This window comes from Fusibacter sp., assembly GCF_057447755.1.
Window position 1 is genome coordinate 1 of record NZ_JBVBZF010000024.1, and the last position, 22,178, is coordinate 22,178.

25 protein-coding genes and 1 pseudogene are annotated in these 22,178 nt (G+C 38.4%); all 26 read right to left on the reverse strand.

The genetic code is table 11. From position 1 onward, the window contains the following. Nucleotides 1-803: tyrosine recombinase (locus AC220I_RS06385; RefSeq protein ID WP_486722980.1), on the reverse strand; the 803-nt coding region annotated here is incomplete at its 3' end. Nucleotides 804-886: 83 nt separating this feature from the next. Continuing rightward, nucleotides 887-2,080, reverse strand: coding sequence for a GGDEF domain-containing protein (locus AC220I_RS06390; RefSeq protein WP_486722981.1), 1,194 nt, complete (start codon nt 2,078-2,080; stop codon nt 887-889). A 36-nt stretch (nt 2,081-2,116) separates the two neighbouring features. Continuing rightward, a complete protein-coding gene (recN, locus tag AC220I_RS06395) occupies nt 2,117-3,796 on the reverse strand; it encodes a DNA repair protein RecN (RefSeq protein ID WP_486722982.1) in 1,680 nt (559 codons plus the stop codon). Nucleotides 3,797-3,816: 20 nt separating this feature from the next. Continuing rightward, nucleotides 3,817-4,263: an arginine repressor gene (locus AC220I_RS06400; protein WP_486722983.1), complete on the reverse strand. Its 447-nt coding sequence runs from the start codon at nt 4,261-4,263 to the stop codon at nt 3,817-3,819. A gap of 119 nt (nt 4,264-4,382) precedes the next feature. After that, a complete protein-coding gene (locus AC220I_RS06405) occupies nt 4,383-4,937 on the reverse strand; it encodes a chromate transporter (RefSeq protein WP_486722984.1) in 555 nt (184 codons plus the stop codon). Between the two features lies 1 nt (nt 4,938). Next, nucleotides 4,939-5,481 (reverse strand): chromate transporter, encoded by a 543-nt coding sequence (locus AC220I_RS06410; RefSeq protein WP_486722985.1) that lies wholly within the window; start codon nt 5,479-5,481, stop codon nt 4,939-4,941. A 10-nt stretch (nt 5,482-5,491) separates the two neighbouring features. After that, nucleotides 5,492-6,301, reverse strand: coding sequence for a TlyA family RNA methyltransferase (locus AC220I_RS06415; RefSeq protein ID WP_486722986.1), 810 nt, complete (start codon nt 6,299-6,301; stop codon nt 5,492-5,494). Further along, the gene (gene dxs, locus AC220I_RS06420; RefSeq protein ID WP_486722987.1) at nt 6,294-8,159 is read right to left on the reverse strand and encodes a 1-deoxy-D-xylulose-5-phosphate synthase; all 1,866 of its coding nucleotides are present in this window, start codon (nt 8,157-8,159) and stop codon (nt 6,294-6,296) included. Before dxs ends, AC220I_RS06415 begins: the two co-directional genes overlap by 8 nt. Continuing rightward, entirely contained in the window at nt 8,152-8,745 is a 594-nt protein-coding gene (locus AC220I_RS06425) for a hypothetical protein (RefSeq protein WP_486722988.1), read from the reverse strand. The genes dxs and AC220I_RS06425 overlap by 8 nt, the downstream gene beginning before the upstream one ends. 648 nt (nt 8,746-9,393) lie before the next feature. Then, nucleotides 9,394-9,867, reverse strand: coding sequence for a divergent PAP2 family protein (locus tag AC220I_RS06430; RefSeq protein WP_486722989.1), 474 nt, complete (start codon nt 9,865-9,867; stop codon nt 9,394-9,396). Between the two features lie 93 nt (nt 9,868-9,960). Next, nucleotides 9,961-10,839 (reverse strand): polyprenyl synthetase family protein, encoded by an 879-nt coding sequence (locus tag AC220I_RS06435; RefSeq protein WP_486722990.1) that lies wholly within the window; start codon nt 10,837-10,839, stop codon nt 9,961-9,963. A gap of 23 nt (nt 10,840-10,862) precedes the next feature. Continuing rightward, nucleotides 10,863-11,102, reverse strand: a complete 240-nt coding sequence (gene xseB, locus AC220I_RS06440; RefSeq protein WP_486722991.1) for an exodeoxyribonuclease VII small subunit — start codon at nt 11,100-11,102, stop codon at nt 10,863-10,865. 108 nt (nt 11,103-11,210) lie between these two features. Further along, a complete protein-coding gene (gene xseA, locus AC220I_RS06445) occupies nt 11,211-12,464 on the reverse strand; it encodes an exodeoxyribonuclease VII large subunit (protein ID WP_486723004.1) in 1,254 nt (417 codons plus the stop codon). A gap of 9 nt (nt 12,465-12,473) precedes the next feature. Further along, entirely contained in the window at nt 12,474-13,427 is a 954-nt protein-coding gene (locus tag AC220I_RS06450; protein WP_486722992.1) for a tRNA (adenosine(37)-N6)-threonylcarbamoyltransferase complex transferase subunit TsaD, read from the reverse strand. 3 nt (nt 13,428-13,430) lie between these two features. Beyond that, a complete protein-coding gene (gene nusB, locus AC220I_RS06455) occupies nt 13,431-13,826 on the reverse strand; it encodes a transcription antitermination factor NusB (protein ID WP_486722993.1) in 396 nt (131 codons plus the stop codon). 50 nt (nt 13,827-13,876) lie between these two features. Beyond that, nucleotides 13,877-14,260: an Asp23/Gls24 family envelope stress response protein gene (locus tag AC220I_RS06460; RefSeq protein ID WP_486722994.1), complete on the reverse strand. Its 384-nt coding sequence runs from the start codon at nt 14,258-14,260 to the stop codon at nt 13,877-13,879. Between the two features lie 256 nt (nt 14,261-14,516). Then, entirely contained in the window at nt 14,517-14,957 is a 441-nt protein-coding gene (locus AC220I_RS06465) for a CD1247 N-terminal domain-containing protein (protein ID WP_486722995.1), read from the reverse strand. A 59-nt stretch (nt 14,958-15,016) separates the two neighbouring features. Next, nucleotides 15,017-15,574: an elongation factor P gene (gene efp / locus AC220I_RS06470; RefSeq protein WP_486722996.1), complete on the reverse strand. Its 558-nt coding sequence runs from the start codon at nt 15,572-15,574 to the stop codon at nt 15,017-15,019. A gap of 25 nt (nt 15,575-15,599) precedes the next feature. Further along, nucleotides 15,600-16,652: a M24 family metallopeptidase gene (locus AC220I_RS06475; RefSeq protein WP_486722997.1), complete on the reverse strand. Its 1,053-nt coding sequence runs from the start codon at nt 16,650-16,652 to the stop codon at nt 15,600-15,602. Nucleotides 16,653-16,655: 3 nt separating this feature from the next. After that, nucleotides 16,656-17,729 carry a type IV pilus twitching motility protein PilT gene (locus AC220I_RS06480; RefSeq protein ID WP_486722998.1) on the reverse strand — a complete coding sequence of 358 codons (1,074 nt, stop codon included), beginning with the start codon at nt 17,727-17,729 and terminating at the stop codon, nt 16,656-16,658. 38 nt (nt 17,730-17,767) lie between these two features. Beyond that, a complete protein-coding gene (locus tag AC220I_RS06485) occupies nt 17,768-18,229 on the reverse strand; it encodes a methylglyoxal synthase (RefSeq protein WP_486722999.1) in 462 nt (153 codons plus the stop codon). Nucleotides 18,230-18,274: 45 nt separating this feature from the next. Continuing rightward, nucleotides 18,275-18,910, reverse strand: coding sequence for a uridine kinase (udk, locus tag AC220I_RS06490; RefSeq protein ID WP_486723000.1), 636 nt, complete (start codon nt 18,908-18,910; stop codon nt 18,275-18,277). Then, complete coding sequence (locus tag AC220I_RS06495; RefSeq protein ID WP_486723001.1) at nt 18,903-20,141, reverse strand: peptidase U32 family protein; 1,239 nt, start codon at nt 20,139-20,141, stop codon at nt 18,903-18,905. Before AC220I_RS06495 ends, udk begins: the two co-directional genes overlap by 8 nt. Then, complete coding sequence (locus AC220I_RS06500) at nt 20,134-20,802, reverse strand: O-methyltransferase (protein WP_486723002.1); 669 nt, start codon at nt 20,800-20,802, stop codon at nt 20,134-20,136. The genes AC220I_RS06495 and AC220I_RS06500 overlap by 8 nt, the downstream gene beginning before the upstream one ends. Continuing rightward, nucleotides 20,802-21,818 carry an endolytic transglycosylase MltG gene (mltG, locus tag AC220I_RS06505; RefSeq protein WP_486723003.1) on the reverse strand — a complete coding sequence of 339 codons (1,017 nt, stop codon included), beginning with the start codon at nt 21,816-21,818 and terminating at the stop codon, nt 20,802-20,804. The genes AC220I_RS06500 and mltG overlap by 1 nt, the downstream gene beginning before the upstream one ends. Nucleotides 21,819-21,923: 105 nt before the next feature. After that, a pseudogene (locus AC220I_RS06510) lies at nt 21,924-22,178 on the reverse strand (RNase J family beta-CASP ribonuclease); the annotation flags it as partial.

Here is a 22,178-nt window from a genome sequence, read left to right on the forward strand (position 1 = left end):
ACATCTGAATGGCCAAGCATTTCTTGAACAGCTTTCAAGTCTGCACCATTTTGTATAAGATGTAATGCGAAAGAATGTCTTAAAGTATGAGGTGTAATGCTCTTTCTAATATCAAGCTCCTCAGTATACCTCTTGACCACCTTCCAAAAACCCTGTCTCGTTATCCGCTTGCCATAGTAATTGACAAACAGCGCTTCTTCATCTGTTGTTACAATTTTGCTTCGTCCATCTTTGATATAGACTTCAACTGCTTTAGATGCCAAGGAACCCAATGGCACTACTCTTGACTTGCCATTGCTTTTACATCTAATATAGCCCATATTTGTATTGATATCGGACAAATTAAGTGAAACAAGTTCTGAAACGCGTATTCCAGTTGCATAGAGCAACTCGATCATCGCTTTATCCCTTTTACCTATTGAGGTTCTTAAATCTGGTTTTGCAATGAGCTTTTCAACTTCAGTCAAGGTCAGCACGTTAGGCATTTTTCTTTCTGCCTTAGGCGCTTCAATTTCTAAAGTCGGATTGGTACTTATATACCCTTTATTATGCAAAAATGAATAAAAAGTTCTCAAGGAAGCAACATTTCTTTGAATAGTCGAATTGGCCTTGCCTTGTTTCTTTAAGTAACTTACATAAGCAATCGCATCAACATGGCTGATTTTCAAGTAATCGCCAAGTTTCTCTTCTTCAATATAGACACCAAAGTATCTTAAATCTCTCTTATACGCTTCTAACGTGTTAGCAGATAAATTCTTATGATCTGTTAGATAATTTTCAAACTCCAATATATAACTACTCATTCCCCAAAACTCCTTATTTTATTGTATCGGAATGTGCTTTTTTTTAAAAGTCAAATTCCACTCTTTTGTATAAACTACACAACTTAATATTTTGTTTTTTGTTTGCTCTCTTTCTTTACAAGATACATGGCTTCATCTGCCTCATGCAAGAATTCACTAGGATTTCTATGCTTAGAAGGCTTATACTGTGAAAACCCAGCACTGGCACTTACTCTAAATCTATATACACCTTCTAAATTGACTTGTATAAATTCATCAGTAATCCTCTGCCAAACCCTGTTGGCTTGCTGTACGCCACATCTTGAAAAGATAATCATAAACTCGTCTCCCCCAAGACGTGAAATGACATCAAATTCTCTTAAATTAGATTGTATGGTATCTACAATAACCTTGATGAGCTTATCGCCCTCTTTATGGCCATAACGGTCGTTAACGACCTTTAAGTCGTTGACATCCACATAGGCGATTGTAAGCTCAAGACCCTGTAGTGACGCTCTCGTCATTTCTGATTTTAAGTGACTTATACCTGCCTCCCTACTGAGGACACCTGTCATTTGATCAATTTCAGCTTTATACTTGTAGCTTTCCAAATTATTGTCCACAATAAAATTTCGGTTGATCAATAAAACCATGAGCAGTGAAATGCTTGAAATAAAAAGATAAGTAAAAATCATATACAAATTTAAGCTAGAGGTTCCCGGTTGGTTAATGACACCTGTCGAAGCAATTTCAATGAGACTGGTAAAGGTTATCCTTTGGTATAACAGAATCGCACCAAAGATAATAAAATTGCTCAGCATCAACCGACGTTCAATTCGGCTATTGATGGATACAATATTTTTAAAAACCTTCATAATTAATTGATAGTACTTGAGTAAAATGAAAAAAATTACAAAATAAAGACCCACAATTGGAAAAAATTGCGTCATGAAAATCAGTCGAAAGTCTATGACTTTATTATATACTAGGAAGCCGACATTCACTGTAACCAGTGAAGAAATCACCTGAACCAAGTAAAGGATAACCACAGTGACTGAACTGATAAAACTCGAAAGGTTATAGAGCATCATCAAAATTAATATGATAGAACCGTACAATACTAAGATATGTAACAATTGAGTGCCGTCATAAAAAAACATAAATGCACTCAAATAAGCCACGGTTATCGCATGCTTAAAACGCGGCTGTTTGCTAAATTTTGGAGCTATGATTACCAAGCCATAATAAGTCATTAAGGCACTTATTATGGCAAAGAGTAAACTCAGAAAAACCCCCATAGTAAAACCCCATCTTTCGAAATTTCTAAAATTGAATTACTGCTTCAATTTCTTCGCTTTTTCTATCATTTCTGTCGCATGATGAGTCGTTGCCTTTGTCATTTCAACGCCTCCCACCAAACGGCCTATTTCATCCACTATTGCATCCTTGGAAATTTCTTTTATCATTGTCACTGTATTTTGCGAGTCAGACACCTTTTCAATCAACAAGTGATGGTCAGAAAAAACCGCAATTTGAGGTAGATGCGTTATGCAAATAATTTGACTCATTCTAGATAGCCTAGACAGCTTTTCACCAACAACATTTGCTGTGACGCCACTGATCCCCGTATCAATCTCGTCAAAAATCAGTGTTGGAATACTGTCTAAATGCCCTAAAACAATTTTAATGCCCAACATCAAACGCGAAAGCTCACCACCTGAAACAACCTTCTTAAGCGGTTTGAACGGTTGTCCCAAATTGGTTGAAATCATGAATTCCACTTCATCTTTTCCATTTTCACTTATCTTTGAAATGCTTTCAATCTCAATTTTAAAACGCGTATCCTTCATGTTGAGTTCAACAAGCTCATTCTGCAATCTTTCTTCCAATCTTTTAGAACTCTCTGTTCTAAGAAGAGAAAGTTCATCTGCCTTTAAATCATATTGCTTTAATAAGACTTGTTTTTGTTTTTCCAAGGCCGATACTTTTGCATCAATGGAATCATATCGATCGAGTTCATCGACAATTTCCCTTTCAAAAGCCAATATGTTCTCGATGGACTGTCCATATTTTGTTTTTAGTGCATTTATGACATCCAACCGTCTCTCAATGGTTGCATAACGCTCCGGATCAAACTCCAAGTGATCTCTATAGGCTTCAATATCCTTTGATAAATCATCAATGGCATAATAAATATCCTTCATTCGACTTGAGAAATCCAAAATTCGTTCATCAATGGTTTCGAGCTTTCTAAGGTCATTCGAGATGGTAGAAAGCTGACTGACGATACCTTCATCTATATCCCCTCTAAGCCAAGAGGTTGATTTTTCAAAACTCATTTTTAAGGACTCAATGTTAGATAAATACTCAAACTCACGTTCAAGTACCACATCTTCGTCCAATTTAAGTTGTGCACTCGATATTTCGTTTAACTGGAAGGTTAAAAAATCAACTTTTTTCACCTTGTCTTGTTCGTCTACTTTTAGTAAATCTATTTCATCATCAAGTTTAGAAATCTGTTTAAAAATCTCGCTCACTTCATTTCGAATTGCCTGTAGAGGCTCTCCACCAAAGGCATCAATTAAATTTAACTGATTGTTCCTCATTAGAAGCTTTTGGTTTTCATTTTGACCGTGAAGATCAATTAAACTCTCAGAGACTTCTTTCAAAATATTAAGTGGCGTAACTTGACCATTTATTCTCGAGATACTCTTTCCCTTTGCCTGAATCTCTCTGGCAATGATGAGGACTTCATCATCTACGGGAATGTCATATTCATTAAGTATTGAATTCACTTGATCATTTGTATAAAAGCTTGCCTTAATGGAGGCTTTTTCAGAACCAATCCGCACTGCATCTTTGCTAGCAGTTTCTCCCAATATCAGTCGCAAAGCACCTAAAATCATCGATTTACCAGCACCTGTTTCCCCTGTAATAATATTTAGTCCAGATAAAAAATCGACTGTAACATCTTCTATTAGTATGAAATCTTTGATTTTTAATTCAAATATCATATCGCCTCCGGCAATGCGTTCTATAATAAATCTTTAAACTGCTTAATGATCTTGTCAATTTGATTTTCGTCTCGGACAACTAAGAAAATCGTATCATCTCCTGCTATTGTACCTACAATTTCTTTTATATTAAGCGCGTCAATAGATACAGCTGCTGCATTTGCTGAACCTACTAATGTCTTAATAACGATAATATTCCCTGCATGATCCACTGAAATTACTGAATTGCGATAAATCTTAAGGAATCGATCATTGACTGCACCCTCTTTTTCTCTAATAGATGCATATTTGTATCGACCATCCTTAGTCAACACCTTGATCAATCTCATTTCCTTGATGTCTCTAGATACTGTAGCTTGAGTAACCTGAAACCCTGATGCCCTTAACTCATTTGCTAATTCATCTTGCGTCTCAACGTCTTTCGCTTCGATTATCTCCAGAATCTTTGAGTGCCTCGAATATTTCATAGTGCCTCCTTAACGATCATATTTCTACAGCTAACATACTTATTATATTACAAAAAAAACCTTTAGTAAAACATTACCCTCAATAAATTTCAAGCGGTAAAAAAAGTCTGTCCCGAGCCCTACCAAATGATATTGCCCAATACCCCTGCCAATGCAATGTAGTAAATTGGATGCTTTTTATACCGATAAATCAACCACATAAAAAAGGCAAAAAAGGCAAGGGCTTTGAAGTCAAGACCCACCAAAATATGTTTGAAATCACCTTGATCTTGGTAGAGTGATACCAATGCAACTTGAAGGGTGGCTGTTGCTAAAAGTCCTATTACAGCTGCCTTTAAGCCAATCAAAATGGCTTTTACAGAGGGATGCTCGTTAAAGTGGCTTAGAAATCTTGCCACGATTAGGGCCATTAAAAATGCAGGTAAAACCACTGCTACAGATGCCGCCAAAGCACCTATAATGCCATACTGCTGAAAGCCTATAAAGGTCGCCATGTTGATGGCGATCGGCCCTGGCGTGGATTGAGCGATGGCAATGAGATTGGCAAATTGAGCATTGGTCAACCAGCCGTGATCTATAGCAACACCTCTTAGAAGGGGGATCATAGCCAGTCCACCACCATAAGTAAAGGCGCCTATTTTAACAAATTCCCATATAAGTCTTAAAAATCCCATATCAGCTCACCTTACCCCTGTACATCATATGGCCCACAAGACCTGCGATAACGATTGTAATGATTGGTGATCCATCAAAAAACATGACAAATATAAAGCCTGAAAGCGCAATGACAAGTGCCATATAATCCTTAATCGATGACTTGACCATTCTCACCATGGAATGGCAAAGTAGGGCTAAAACGACAATCCGTATGCCTTTAAAGGCATTTTGAACCACCTTTAAGGATTCTATCTGCTTAATGACAGCCGCAACACCTAAGATAATGAGAATTGAGGGCGTAATCACACCGAGAACACATGCAATAGCACCCATGACGCCACCCAGTCTATAACCGATAAAGACTGCCGTATTGGAGGCGATGACCCCAGGTAAGGACTGGGCAACCGAGTAAGACTCCAAGACCTCGTCCATGGTAAGCCACTCTTGATCAGTGACGATTTCTCTCTCTATGATGGGCAGCATTGCATATCCGCCACCTATGGTCAATAAACCCACTTTAAAAAAGGCAACAAACAATTGTCGCCATTTTTTTAAATTCATTTCAATTCTCCTAGTCTATAATCAAAGCATTATGTGCTTCATCAACAAGTGCACCTGTATCAAAGAAAAAGTGATTCTCTTGATTTTCAGTTCTCTTTGCATAAGCAAGAAATTCGATGTTGCCCTTGGGACCTTTAATAGGTGAATAGGTCAGTGCTTTAACGTCAATATAATGGTTTGCACAAAAACTCATGAGTTCATCTAATACTCTCTTGTGAACCTTTGAATCTCTTACGACGCCACTTTTGCGAACGGCTTCTTTACCGGCTTCAAATTGCGGTTTTATTAAAAAAACAAGCTCTGCATCGATTTTCAATAAGGATACAGCCACTGGCAACACCAGCTTAAGTGAAATGAACGAAACATCCACACTTGCAAAATCTAGATCATCATTTATGGTATCACGTGTGATGTAACGGACATTTGTACGTTCTAAATTCGTGACACGTTCATCATTTCTCAACTTCCAATCCAACTGTCCATAGCCTACGTCAACTGAATAAACGTGTTTTGCGCCGTTCTGAAGCATGCAATCCGTAAACCCACCCGTTGAAGCACCGATGTCCATGCACACCTTATCAGCTAGGTCGATCTCGTAAAGCTTTATGGCTTTATCTAGTTTTAAACCGCCCCTACTGACAAAGGGCAAGACGTTTTCCCTTACCTCAAGTGTGGCATCAATATCAATTTGTGTCCCTGGCTTGTCCACCTTTTGACCATTAACATAGACAACACCTGCCATGATGACGCGTTTTGCTTTTTCTCTAGAATCTACTAAATTACGTTCTGCTAAAAGTACATCTATTCGTTCCTTAGCCATTAACAACCTCACTTATCGTCTTTATAATACCTTCTTCGTCAAGTTTCAACAACCGCATCAGGTCTTCAGTATCCCCATGTGGCACAAACTGATCCGGTATGCCTAATTTATAGAATTTAACATTCATACATATGTCTGGATTTTGGGCCAGAAGGTTTGAAATAACCTGGTCGCCAAAGCCACCATTTATAGTATGATCCTCAAGTGTAAAGATAATTTCAATCCCTTTAAGGAGGCTAACAAGCTTTTCAACATCAAGCGGTTTGATTTGCGAAATATTAATCACCCTTACATTTAGGGTCCCTGCACAGGCTAATGCAGTTTTAGTCATTTTTCCAGTGGTGATGATTGCTGTTTTTTGCCCTTCTACGACAGTCTCTGGCGAAAAATCAAAGGCCTCTTTTTTAGGGTTTTCTGCTAACTGATAAGCACTTCCGCGAGGATAGCGGATGGCAATTGGTCCCCCGGTATAAGTGAGGGCATAATCCATCATGTTTTCAAGTTCATTCTGATCCTTTGGTGATAAAATCATCATATTTGGCATATGGGAAAGATAGGCGATATCAAAGATGCCATGATGCGTTTCACCATCGTTGCCAACCAGTCCAGCACGATCTAGACAAAATACAACAGGGGCCTTTTGGATACAAACATCATGAATAATTTGATCGTAAGCACGTTGCAAAAAAGTCGAATAAATCGCCACATATGGTTTTATGCCATCAAGTGCGAGACCTGCAGACATGGTGACAGCATGTTGCTCTGCTATGGCAACGTCAAATATCCGTTTGGGAAAGTGCTTTGCATAATCATTTAGCCCTGTTCCATCCATCATAGCTGCTGTGACAGCCACTACATTTTGATTTTTATTTGCAAGATCAATCATTTTATCTCCAAAAACTTTTGAGAAATCCAATTTGATCTTTGTTTCTATACACTTGTTGGGATCAAATTGACCCACGCCATGATACTTGTTGGGATCCAGTTCAGAGTAAGTATACCCCTTGCCCTTTTGCGTTAAAATGTGAACCAGTACAGGCCCTTTCACATGTTTAATCATCTGAAAGGTTTCAATTAATTCTTTTAAATTGTGTCCACTGATGGGACCGATATAAGTCAATCCGATCTCTTCAAAAAAGAGGCCACCATCCACCACAAAATATTTTAAACTGTCCTTAAGTTTGCCTATGAAATCAATTACATTGTCACCGATACTCGGAATTTTTGACAAAGTCGCCTTGGTGTCCGTTTTAACCTTTGAATACGTCTCTGTCGTTCTGAGTTTGCCAAGTGCCTTAGATAGGCCCCCAACATTTTCTGAAATAGACATTTCATTGTCATTTAGAACAACCTTCATATTGGTTTTAGCATGACCTAGGTAGTTTAAAGCTTCAAGTGCCATTCCACCAGTGAGGGCACCATCTCCGATAACAGATATAACCTCATTGTGTTCATGTTTCAGGTCACGTGAAGTTGCAAACCCAACAGCTGCAGAAATTGAAGTGCTACTATGGCCTGCTTCAAAGATATCGTGTTCGGATTCCTTTCTTTTTAAGAAGCCACTCATGCCATCGAACTGTCTCAAGGTCTTGAAACCCTCACGTCGACCTGTTAAGAGCTTATGCACATAAGCTTGATGACCAACGTCCCATAAGAGCTTATCAACCGGGCTGTCAAAGACATAGTGAAGTGCTACAGTTAACTCCACAACACCTAGGTTTGATGACAAATGGCCTCCAGTTTTAGAAATATTATCAATTAAGAAAGCTCTTATTTCATGACATAGTACAATTAATTCCTCATAAGATAGTTTTTTTAAATCTGTAGGTGAGTGAATTTCATCCAATAATTTATACATTTCTGTCCCTTCTTCCTTGGAGCATGGCTCTATAGGTCCCTATTGAAAATATACTTCTAGAGACATAGATCACCTTTCCAGTAAAATCAACGACTTCTTTTGCGCGAGTAATGGCAATTTCCTTTCCTATGGCCTTGCCGCCAACAGTCATGGCAGCAACAACGCCACTGATGCCAATCGATAAATAGGGGTATAAGGACGGTGGTACATGATACTGATCAATCGCCCCAATGATAATGCCTATGGTCGTACCACTGATGATACCTGCAATATCGCCGATGACATCATTGCAGAAGTTTGAGACCTTAGAGGCATTTTTTATAAGTAATATGGAATATTTAGCACTTTTAACTTTGGCAGATGCCATAGCATGAAAGGGTCTTTCATTTGCTGCGGCAACTGCGATGCCAATGGCATCAAAAAAAATACCGATGAAAATAATAATCATCAGCATCAAAAATGCCGAAAAGACATTTACATTTCGCATTAACGCTTCAGAAACAACTGAAAAAATAACAGCGAGTGTAAATGTCATCAAAAACGTTCTTAAAATCCAACGATAATTAATCTTCTTGTTTGCTTTCAATGTATTTCACCTATCTCATTTCATAATGAAATCAATATTTATTAAACTAAATATGAATAATGCTTAGAGGTAATCAAAAAGGTTAATTCTGCGGCTTAGGTCTAGTAGGATTTCCCATAAAATTACTGTTATGTCGCCAAAACAGCGGTTTCCCTTTAAAATCTTATTTATAGCGTTTCCAACTATAAGACTAGACTACCACTTAGTCCACACTTCAATCCCTTAATGATCTATATAAAATAACAGTCTAGGAGATTTCCTCAACAGGCAAACTAATCCCTAGCCTCTTTTGCAACACCGGTTTTGATTAGCAATGATGCCGCCCTATTGGCCAATAGGGAAACACCTGAACTACCGTCCACCGCCACCACTCAAGGCAGGCTACACTACACATAACCTTTCGACCAAATGTAGGTTTAATCTTGCAAATTGCAAGTCTCCACAGATTGAGGGTCATTTTCCACATGCCATTGTGGAATGCCCCCATATCCTTACTCCCAGCACCAACCCGAAACTGGGCGTTTCAAGCAAGAACCAGGAACTTCATCGATGTGCCCTTTAGCGGATTTTTAGCCCCGCCTTCAGAATTAGAAGCTCCGACTAGAATACTGCACCTCTAAGCCAACTCTATCATATATTAGGGTTTGACTAGTTTACGATATTGGCGATGATAACGCCAAGAATTGCACCCACTGCAACTTCAGTAGGCTTATGACCAACGAGCTCTTTCAAGCGCTCTTCCTGTAAGTGCTTGAACTCATATAAGTCCTTAATAATGTCATTTAGAAGCTTTGCCTGTTTTCCAACAGATCTTCTGACCCCTGACGCATCATACATGACAATGAACGCCATAATCAGCGCTAGTGCATACATTGGCGTGTTGAAGCCAACTGTAAGACCAATGGATGTCGAGGCTGCCATGATTGTTGAAGCATGAGAACTCGGCATACCGCCTGAGCCGTGAAAGCGTTCAAACTTGAATTCTCTTTCTATTAAAAGTGTAATCAGCACCTTTAAGGTTTGAGCTACAAACCAAGCCAAAATCGACGCATAAAGCACTTGATTTTGAGCAATTTGATTTAAAGTATCCATTTCCCACCTAATTCCCGTTTTATTTAGCATGTCTGCTTTGGGTGTATTTTTATAAATAATAAAGTCTCTATTACATTATAAAACGTTTACCTCATTTTGTCGATAAACGTCCTGAATTTGCGCTTAATAATCTCTATTGACTAAAAATTTAACGGTTTCTATCAAGTACTCACTCTTAATATTCAAAAGTCGAATGCCCTTTAATATTTCAGATTCCAACTGCTTAATCCTACCTTGCGTCTGTTCGATGCCAAGGAGCATGGGATAAGTAAACTTGTCGTTCTTGATATCCATTTGTGTTCTTTTACCAAGCTTTTCAACAGATCCTACCAAATCAAGGAGATCATCTACAACTTGAAATAAGAGCCCTATTTTTTCAGCTATTTCTTCTACCTTGTCAATTTGTGCCTGTGTTGCATTCCCTAAAATTGCCCCTGCCTTCATCGCAGCAATAATGAGCTTTCCAGTCTTGTGATGGTTGATAAAATCAAGGGTGTCAACATTCATATCATCGGATTGGTATTTTATATCCGCAACCTGTCCGAGTATCATACCTTGACTACCAGATGCTTTCATGATTTCGGCCATTGCCAAGACATCTTTTGGATCAAAATTATCTTTAATCACGCGGTCCATCATAACTTCATAAGCTTTATTAAGCAGTCCATCACCTGCCAATACAGCCATATCGTATCCGTAAACCACATGGTTCGTCGGTTTCCCTCTTCTCAGATCGTCATCATCCATACAGGGTAAATCATCATGGATTAGGGAATAGGTATGAATCATTTCGATGCCAACTGCAAAGTCAATTGCCTTTTCATACACGCCACCAAAAGCTAGACACATCTCTATTAACAAGAGGGGTCTTACACGTTTCCCGCCGGCATTTAAACTATAGAGCATTGCTTCATTAATCAGTCTCTGAGCCTCAGAATGACTTTCAAAATGGGGTTCAATATAGTCTTCAAATTTTGAGATTTTTTCTAAATTATAGTTCATTCCAACTCCTAATACGTCACGGATTAAGACTTTTGAAAATCGTTGATATTGACTTCCTTTAAAGTGTAATCATCCTCAAGGATCATTTTAATTCTCGTTTCTGTCTCTTTTAAAATTTCAAAGCACTCTCTATAAACCTTGATGCCCTCTTCAAAATACTTTAACATATCCTCAAGATTATCATCACCATGCTCTAAAGAATTTGAAATTTCGTTCAATCTCGTGATTTTTTGTTCAAAAGAATCTTTTTTTGTTTTTGCCATTCTCAATCACTCCTTTTATTGTATCAAATATGCCCCTGAACACAAGACTTTTGCCCTAGCTTTAACGCATTTTTAATCTTTGACAAGTTCTTTGATAACTTCATCGATTTATTTGATAACTTCATTGATTTCTTCATTTACGACATCTTCTAAATCTTCATTGTCGGTGTCCTCAACAACCTCCTTGACGAGGGTCTTGACCAGCCCATCTCTCAGCATAATATTCAACGTTTCATCCTTATGCACTTCCTTCACAGACCTTATAAGCTTGTTGTCTTTTCTGACTATACTATACCCTCTTTGCATGGTGGATAACGGGCTAAGTGTATTTATTTTACTCCCTAAATGTTCTAGGGTCGTGGATGCCGTCTTAAGCCTGTAATTCACACTTTGAACCATATTATCTCGAAGGTGATCAATTTCACTGAGTTCTCTGGCAACACGATAGCTTAACTTGTTTGATAGCTGCTTAGGGGATGTAGATTCCAGTTGAAGTCTACAGCGATCCATTTTTCTTGTAAATTGCTGCTTTATGGTTTGCAATTTTTGATCTAGCATCAGTTCAATTTCTTCTTTAGATTTGATGGCAATCTCCGCAGCCGCGGAAGGCGTTGCCGCCCTTAAGTCAGCGACAAAATCTGATATGGTAAAATCCGTTTCGTGACCAACCCCAGATATAATCGGAATTTTAGAGCTGAAAATAGCCCTCGCCACTTGGACCTCGTTAAAGGACCAAAGTTCCTCTATAGAGCCGCCACCTCTTGAAAGTATGATCAAGTCCACTGGCATTTTGTCGTTAAAAAAAGAAATGGCAGAAACAATTTCACCTGCTGAAAATTCACCTTGGACGCGGACAGGAAATATCAACAATTCCGATAAATTAGACCGCCTCTTGGCCACCGAGATGATGTCCTGAATTGCCGCACCTGTGGGTGAGGTTATGATCCCAATCTTCTGGGGTAAAAACGGCAAGCTTTTCTTGTATCTTTGATCAAATAGACCTTCATGTTCCAAATCCTTCTTCAGGGCTTCAAACTTGATATGTAAAGCACCAAGACCGACGAATTCAATCATTTGCACATACATTTGATATTTTCCATCTCTTTCATAGAGGGAGACAGAGCCCTTCAAGTGAACCTTTTCGCCGTTTTTAGGGATGCGATCGAGCATTTTAACATTTTGTGAAAACATGATGCAGCTCATTTTGCTCTCTTCATCTTTTATGGAGAAATAGGCATGACCACTAGAATGCAAAGTGAAATTTGAAATTTCGCCTTCAATGAGCACTTGATTTAGAATAGGATCTGAGCTTATTAATTTTTTTAAATATCGCGTGATTTCAGTAACCGAAAACGCTCTCATCTTTAACAATTATTCAGCCTCCAATCTCATGCCTTGTGCCCTTGCGAGCAAAGCAATTCCAAGCGCATTGTCTCTTGAATACTCAGGTTTTGCAAAAAAAAGATTTTTATAACGCTGTTTTAATATTGTTTTGATAATGGTATTTGAAGCCACCCCACCCGATATAATCACCGGTAAGTTAGGATCAAATTCTTTAATACTCTCTCCAATGACATGTCCAATCGTATTAAAGACATACCTTGATAAATCCTCTGGTGGCATTTCGCCAATATACTTTTTAAAGTAGTTCTCCATGCCTGATATGTTAAAGCCCAAATGATTTTGAGTCGTGCCCTCTCCAAGTATTTTAATGCGCTTATAGTCTTCAAGGCTGCTCTTTTGCGCCATTTGGTCCATCTCCTTACCACAGGGGAATGATAGCCCTAAGGATACGCCAATCCTGTCTATCAGCTGGCCAAAGTTTAAATCAAGCGTTTGACCAAGTAATGCCACATTAAAGTCACCCTCATGATAGCCAACCTCTAGAAACTCAGTTGTACCACCTGACAAGTGCAAACCATAAAAGGCTTCAGGGATATCGTCAATCTCGCTAGTGGCAATGGCAGCCATTAGATGTCCTTCTTGATGTGAAAAGGCATAAAGCGGAATTTGCAATGCATTACAGAGGTTCCTCGCAAACAGAACGCCTGCATTAAAAACTGGCATATAAGAGCCCTCCACATTTCTCGGTGCGTTCGTCACCCCAACAGCCTTCAAGTTTGAGACATCAAAAATAGCGGTAAGCGCTTGAAAGCTATCCGCTAATTGGTGAACATGTTGATAAAACCCATCGGATTGTCTCAACCCTTTTGAGCCCTCTTTGACTTTCAATAAAACATTTTTTTCGAACAGGATGGCACCTGATGATTGCTCTATCAATATCATCGATGTTGTGTAACAGCTTGTATCAATACCCAGTATCATACCTTACTCCGGATTAATAAAGTGCTTCAATAAGCCGTTGATAAACTTACCAGACTTCTCATCCACATATTTTTTAGACATGTTGATGGCTTCGTTTACAGTAACCTTATCTGGAATTTCCGGCATGAGCTTGAGTTCGGTAACTGCAAGTCTCAAAATTGCCAAATCAATTCTACTGATTCGCTCCATGGTCCATTTTTTAAGCAATGGTGATATCTCATTGTCAACAAATGCCTTTTGATCAATAAAAAGACCAATGACTTCCTCAATGTATTTTTGATCGATTTCTTCTTCGTATTGTTTTGTCATTTTGTCAGCAAATTCTTTGTCAAATGTATTGTGTATGTCCATTTGATAAATCACTTCCATGGCAATTTCTCGACTTCTACTCCTGTTCATAATTCCTCCTATACATCAAATAATGTGAAGCAAGGCTCCACATCATTTTGTCATTTCTTAATATTGTCTTTCTCAAGCTTGGTGTTGATGCCTTCTATATTTACATTAACAGCGACAACTTCAAGTCCTGTCATTGATTCAATTGCAAGTTTTACGTTTTCTTGAACTTCCTTAGCAATTTCATGAATCTTTGCACCATAATCGACAATTACACTTAATTCAACTAGGACAACATTGTTGTTCATTTCAACATGAATGCCCTTATTGAAATTCTTCTTGCCTATCATTTCTAAAACATCGTCTTGGAAGGTTCCGGTTAGTGCCTTTATTCCTTTTATTTCAGATGCTGCAATGGTTGAAATTACACCGATAACATCATCAGCAATGTTCACTTTTCCATTTTTATATGAATCAATAATAGTGTTCTCTGCCATATCATTGCCTCCTATTCATTTCTCTATATAGACTAAAATCATCATTTTCTACGTATACACCATTATATCAAAGATGAGGCTTTAATACAACTTACAGATTTTACACATATATACCCCTCTAGACTTTAAAGGATCTGTCCCTTTTCTATGCTCAATCCCTAGTCGGTTTATGTATAGTTGAATCAAAAGATTAGGGACGGTCGTATTTACATCTGTAAATACAAGCCGTCCCCAATATTTGTGCCACTGTGGTTATTTACGCTTTTTCTTCCGTTTTTTCGTCGCCGCAGCAATCACAATTGTCTTCGCCACAACATTCACATTCATCAGAAAATTCGATGATTAGTCCACAACTTGGACATTCAACTTCTTCACCTTTGTCGATTAATTGACCATCAACAAAAATTGTTTCCCCACAATCAGGACACTCGATTTCCTCAAAGTCATCTTCAAGTTCGTATATGTCGTCTTCGAGTTCAGCAAGGTCTTCATCAACTGCTTCGATGTACTCATCAAGTTCCATAACAGATTCGCTGATTTCGTCTAATTCCTCATAGACTTCTTCCATCTCTTCTGCAAATTCTTCTAAGATATTGATGATGTTTAGCAATAATTTGCCCTCTTTAGTTGAATCACTCATTTCCATACCTTCAGCCAAACCTTTAAGATATGATACTCTTTCATACATATAGCTCATGTGTTTTCCCTCCTTCAGTGGGTTTAATTTTATTAAAACAGCTTACGCTGGTTTAAACATTAAGCTCTTGATAAGTACTCACCAGTTCTTGTATCAATTTTGATTCGATCGCCTTCGTTAACGAATGATGGCACGTTGATTTCAGCACCAGTTTCAACGATTGCTTTTTTAGTTACGTTTGTTGCTGTATCCCCTTTAACACCTGGCTCAGATTCTGTTACTAAAAGAATTACAAAGTTAGGTGGCTCTACTAAGAAGCAATTTCCTTTGTAGAACTTAAGTGTTGCATTGTCATTTTCTTTAATGTAAAGAATTGCATCTTCAACTTGCTCTTCAGATAATGGGATTTGATCATATGTTTCATTATCCATGAAATAATATAAATCCCCTTCATTGTAAAGGTATTGCATTTCCTTAGTTTCGATATGAGCTCTTGGGAATTTTTCTGATGGGTTGAAAGCTTGCTCTCTAATTACCCCATTGAGTAAGCTCTTATATTTTGTTCTAACGAAAGCTGCCCCTTTACCTGGTTTAACATGTTGAAAATCAACCACTACAAATGGTTCGCCATTTATTTCAAATGTAACACCTTTTCTAAAATCACTTGCAGAAATCATTTCCTACCTCCAAAATTATATTAAATTATATTTCTATTAGATGTTCTGGCGCTTTCGTTAAACGCTCATAACCATCTACAGTTACCAAAATCATGTCCTCGATTCGGACGCCACCATAATGTTCAATGTAGACACCTGGTTCCAAAGCAATGGTCATACCTGCCTTTAGAATGTCTTCACTGTCTTCAATAATCTGTGGAAATTCGTGAACCTCAATACCGATACCATGTCCGAGGCCATGTGTAAAGTATGTACCATAGCCATTTGCTTGTAAGAAATTTCTCGATATGGCATCCAACTTGCCACAGGATAAACCAGGTTGTATGGCATTGATCGCCTTTGCTTGGGATTGCCATACAAGATCATAGAGCTTACGCTGTTTTTCTGTGGATTTACCGACGACAATGGTCCGCGTAATATCGGAACAATATCCATTATATATACAACCATAATCCAATGTCAAGAATTCTCCATCTTCTATGATTTTATCAGATGCAAGGCCATGTGGCAATGCCGATCTGAGTCCTGAGGCAACAATACTTGTAAACGATGTATTTTCAGCACCTCTAGTTCTCATCTGGCGCTCTATTTCAAAGGCTACATCCATCTCACTTTGTCCTTTTTTAACAAAATTTAGGATTTCATTAAAGGTCTCCTCAGCGATCTTAGCAGCTCTTCTTATGGATTCAATTTCGGTCATACTTTTGAGACTTCGATAAGCCATTAAGAGATTCTTTACAGGGATGAGTTCTACGCTTTCATAGTGTGCCTTCATAAAATCGTATTGGTCAAAGGTCAAGTGCATCATTTCAAAGCCCAAAGCGCTTACACCATTTGTTATTAAAAGATTATATAAGGTTCCGCCACCCTGAATTGGGACGATTTCGAAATTCAAAGCACTTTGCTTGGCCTGTGTTAAATACCTTGAATCCACCAAAAGATATTGCCTATTTAAGGTGAGCAATATCATACAAGAGGTGCCGGAAAAACCGGATAAGTATCTGATATTGCTTGGATTGGTGATCAAGAATCCCTCAAGTTTCAAACTTAGCATTTGAGCCCTGATATTATCATGCATAGTCTAAGACTCCTTCTTGTAGGTCATTTCAAGTCTCTTGATAAAATCCAAGTCATGCGCGTATTTGTAGACGACTGCACGCTTGATTTTACCAGCTTTATAAAGCTCAAATAAGCTGTTGTCCATATAGGTCATGGCATTTTTACGGCCTGCAATCAAGGCGTGGGTAATCTCTTTGAGCTGGTCGGTCATAATGTAGGATTTGATTGCAGCATTGGGCAAGAGGAACTCATAAGCCAATAGCTGGTTGTTCTCTTCCAAATCAGGAACGAGCTGTTGAGATATAATCCCTAGCAGTGTTGAGGTCAATTTATATTTCTTGCTCTCGGATTTCTCTCTAGAGGAGGATGAAATAATCTTTTCGATGGTGGACCTTGAATTATTAGCGGATACACCTGCAATCACAAGTTTTCCTGATTCTGCAATCTGTAGTGCCAAATCAATAACGCCTTCATCTGATAAATCGGATATCATAATAATATCTGGATCATGACGCATGGCACCAACGACACCATCATATATACTCTGGCAATCTGTGCCGACGTCTCTTTGAGATATAATTGCATCATGGTGCTTGAAGAGATACTCAATTGGCGCTTCAACGGTTATGATATGAGACTTTTGTGTATGGTTGATGCGCTTAATTAAGGCGGCGATTGTTGTGGATTTACCTGAGCCCGAAGCCCCACTGACGAGGAGCAAGCCCTTTTGATAGCCAATAAGCTCAATAAAAGCATCTGGAATGCCAAGCATTTCAACCTCTGGAATCACCATTCTCAAAATTCTAAAAGTCACACTCGCAGTGCCGCGTTGCATGATGATATTGATCCTAAATCTGCCAAGGTCATGGACAGAATGGCTGAAACTGATTTCACCATTTTGATTTAAGCGATCCAGTTGGTCTCGGTTACAAATTGTCTCGACGATTTTATTGATCCTCAAATGGTCCATGGCCAATTGATCATCCATTTTTTCCAGTTTGCCATTTTTACGAATCATCGGGACAGCGCCAGGCACAAGATGTACATCTGACGCTTGCTTTTCAAGTGCATATTCCAAAAGTGCTATATATTCCATAACAAGGCCTCCAAATGACTAAATTCAAGAGCGATTGCTTATAATTTTCGATTCAAGTATTGATCAAAATCAATCAAGAAACCTTCATAGTCCTGGTTCATGTGTGCACTGGTCATCAAATAATCTGCCGTCGCTATGTTGGTTGCAATCGGAATGTTATAAAGTGTTGCAATTCTTAAAAGGGCTTTGACATCTGGGTCATGAGGATGCATGCTGAGCGGGTCCCAGAAAAAGATCATGAAGTCAATTTCACCCTCTACAATCTTACTACCAATCTGCTGATCGCCACCTAGCGGTCCACTGTTAAACCCTCTTACTGGAAGTTCAGTCGCCTCACTAATCATCTTAGCTGTTGTTCCTGTTCCATAGAGAAAATGCTTTCCTAGTGCTTCTTTATTTTCATCACACCAATGTATCATATCTCGTTTTCTAGAGTCATGTGCTATCAAAGCAATATGTTTAACGGCTGGTATGATGTGTACTTTTTTATTTTCAGTCATGTCGGACTCCTTTCTATTAGAAAAAAGCAGTGGTAAATGCCACTGCTAGTTTTGCTTATTTTTTTCTTGGATAATTGCGGTGACTTTGGTTGTCATGATGTCAATAGCGACCTTATTATACCCACCTTCAGGTATGATGATATCGGCATATTTCTTTGTTGGCTCAATAAACTGCTCATGAGCAGGTTTAACCGTTGTAAGGTATTGCTCAATCACAGATTCAAGTGTTCTGCCCCTTTCATTGATGTCACGTGTTATTCTTCTGATAATACGGACATCTGCATCGGTATCCACAAAGATCTTAATGTCCATCAAATTTCTCAAACGTTCATCTTCTAAAATCATGATACCTTCCAAAATAATGATATCTCTTGGACATACCTTAATCGATTCTGTTTCGCGATTGTGTTTTGAAAAGTTGTAAATGGGCTTTTGGATCTCTTTGTGGTTACAAAGGTTGTGAATATGCTCGATTAATAAGTCTGTATCGAATGCAAGCGGATGATCATAGTTTGTTTTAACACGCTCATCATAGGTTAAATCACTTTGATCTTTATAATAGGCATCTTGCTCTATGATCAATATATTCTCATCTGGCAATGACTGAAAAATAGATTTTGCAACGGTGCTCTTTCCAGAGCCAGTTCCACCTGCAACACCGATAACAATAGGCTTACTCATGGAGATCCTCCTTAGGTTTTCTTAATATATAATAAGGCTCAACCTCCGATGCCATAGGCACCTTAATAATTTGTTGAGCATGCGGTGCTTTTTCAATCGATTCACCTTTATCATTGATAATTTGTTCAATCACTTGTTCAGCTTGATAATAATTTGGACCGATGATTTCAATCTTGTCGCCAACCTTGAAATGGTTTCTCTGTTCAATTGTTGCCATTTTCGTTTCTGGGTCATAAGACAACACGACCCCTATGAAATCATACTCCCTAATATATGAACTTGAAGTATAGAGTTGATCCTTGTCTGTTGGTTTATTTTGATAGAACCCCTTCGTAAATTCCCTATGTGAAGCTTTCTTGATCTCATCAAACCACTCAGGCTTATATTCATAGGCTTCAGGGTCCTTATAATAAGTGTCAATGGCTTCCCTATAGGCTCTAACGATATTGGCAACATAGTAAACGGTTTTCATACGCCCTTCAATTTTTAAGCTGTCTAGTCCAGAGTTAATCAACTCAGGGATATTTTCAATCATACATAAATCTTTTGAGTTAAAGAAAAAAGTCCCCGCTTCATTCTCTTCTATGGGAATATATTCCCCAGGTCGGTTGACTTCAACCAACTGATATTGCCATCTGCAAGGTTGAGAGCACGCCCCTCTGTTTGCATCCCTATTATTTAGGTAATTGCTGAGTAGGCATCTGCCTGAATAAGAAATACACATGGCACCATGAATAAAAGCCTCAAGTTCAAGTGTTGGCGGTGTTTTTTCCCTAATTTCAGCAATCTCATCAAAGGAGAGTTCTCTGGCTAGAATCACGCGTTTAATGCCTTGTTGATGCCAAAAGTTTGCACTCATATAGTTGGTATTATTTGCCTGAGTACTCAAGTGTACTTCTAAATCTGGCGCAAATTGCTTTACGAACATAAAAGTTCCAGGATCAGATAGGATAACTGCATCCAGTCCAATATCTTTAATTTCATTGATATACATTTCCAATTGATGAATATCTTCGTTATGGGGAATGATATTGAGTGTTAAGAAGACCTTCTTGCCATAAGAATGCGCAAAATCGATGCCCTCCTTCATTTGTTCAATCGAAAAATTCTTGGAAGCGGCACGCAGACCAAAAGTCTGACCACCTATATAGACTGCATCTGCCCCATATATAATGGCAAATTTTAGTTTATCTAAATCACCTGCCGGTGCCAGTAATTCTATTTTATTCATTTCTTGATCCCTTCTTATAACTGATTGCAAGACCGTCACCCATAGGCATAATTGTCGTCTCTAAATTAGGGTGTTTGGAGATGAAGTCTAAATACTTTCTCATACGCTTTACAATGGTTATTTTACGTCTTACTAAATATTCGTTGGTTGCAACCATGCCCTTGTATAGGACATTGTCAGAAACAATGATGCCATTTTCTGATAAGAGATTGTAGGCCGTTTCAAAAAAAGCTTGATAATGCCCCTTTGCGGCGTCGATGAAAATGATGTCATAAGGGCCATCTAGGGTCTTAATTACATCTTTTGCATCTCCCAAATGTAATGTTACAGATACTTCAGGTAATATATCTTCAAGTGTATTGAAGGTCTCCCTCGCCTTTTCAGCCATTATTTCGTTTAGCTCAATTGTATCAATATGACCAACCTTCATGCTGTGTGCAAATATGGAGGCGGAATAGCCAATTGCAGTACCGATCTCCAAAATGCGCTTAGGCTTAGTAATATTAAGAAACACCGTCATATACTGAGCAATTTCAGGATGAATGATGGGTACCTTATGAAGTCCCGCAAATGTTTCAAGTTCTTTTAAAAGACCTGAATGCTCAGGCAAGAGTGACCTAATATAGGACTCAACATGTTGGTCTACAATTTTAGATTCCATTAGTTATTTCCTTTGCCTTTTTCTTTATCTCGATTATGACCCGCAAGTGTTTCGTTAAAATAATGAGAGCCATCATTTCTTTCAGTCGTTACAAAATAGAGATATTTTGTCTGTTCTGGATAGAGTGCCGCTATGATTGACGGCTCGCCTGGTGATGCTATAGGCGCAGGTGTTAAACCTGTATGCTTATAAGTATTGAATGGCGAAACGACTTCTAGGTCATCAAAAGTGAGACGGTCTTTACGCTCTTTCAGTACATATTGAATCGTTGCACAGGATTGAAGCATCATTTTCTGGTCAATTCGATTGTGGAAGACACTCGAGACAATCGGACGTTCTTCAGCAAGCTTTGTTTCCCTTTCAATAATAGATGCTAGCGTTACCACTTCATCTACTGTCATGCCAAGTTCTTTAGCCCGATCGTAATACTCCGGTTTAAAAACATCGTTAAAACGATTCAGCATTTTTTCAACGATTTCCTTCTCAGTGGCACCTCGCTTTACGATATAGGTATCTGGAAAAAGATAACCCTCAAGACGATATTGCCTGTCTACACCTTCAAGAAATGCGTATTCAAAGGTTTGATTCTCAAGAACATTGATGAAAGCCTCACGGTCTACAATACCTTCTTCTACAAGTTTATCGATAATTTGTCTGGTTTCATAGCCTTCAGGAATTGTAAACTTAACATTGTCCTCATAGATCTCGCCATTGGCAAGTTTTTGGATGATCATTTCAGATGACATGGACTGCGATAACATATAATCGCCAGCCTTCATTTTGCCATCGAGTTCAAGTGTTTTTGCCTTTGCTTTAAAGGCATTGACATTTTGTATGAGCTCATTTTCCAAAAGCAAGTTACCTATACTGGTTGTTGAGGCCCCTTTAGGTATTGTCACCAAGACCTCTTCAGTATTGTCAGGATTTACAGGTTCATTATATTTTTCCAAAATTGTAGCACATCCTGGTAAGAGTAAAACCATTACCAGAAGTGCTATTAGATAAAACTTTTTCATTTAGACCTCATCGAATTATCATAGATTCTTTTTCTCTAAACTTATTTATGATCTTTAATTTTGTGGATTTATAATTGTAAATTTTCTTTATGATTTAAAATGTAATTACACTTCCATAAAGATTGGTAAAATCATTGGTGAACGCTTTGTGTTTTGATAAATGTACTGGCTTAGTGCATCCCTAACCGATGATTTGAGCGACGCCCAATCCTTGATATTGTTGTTGAGGCATTTGTTGAGCTCAGCATCAACCACATTTCTTGCACCATCCATTAGACTCTCTGATTCTCTTACATAAACGAATCCCCTTGAGATTAAATCTGGACCGTTTACAAGTTCTCCAGTGGCACTTGAAAGCGC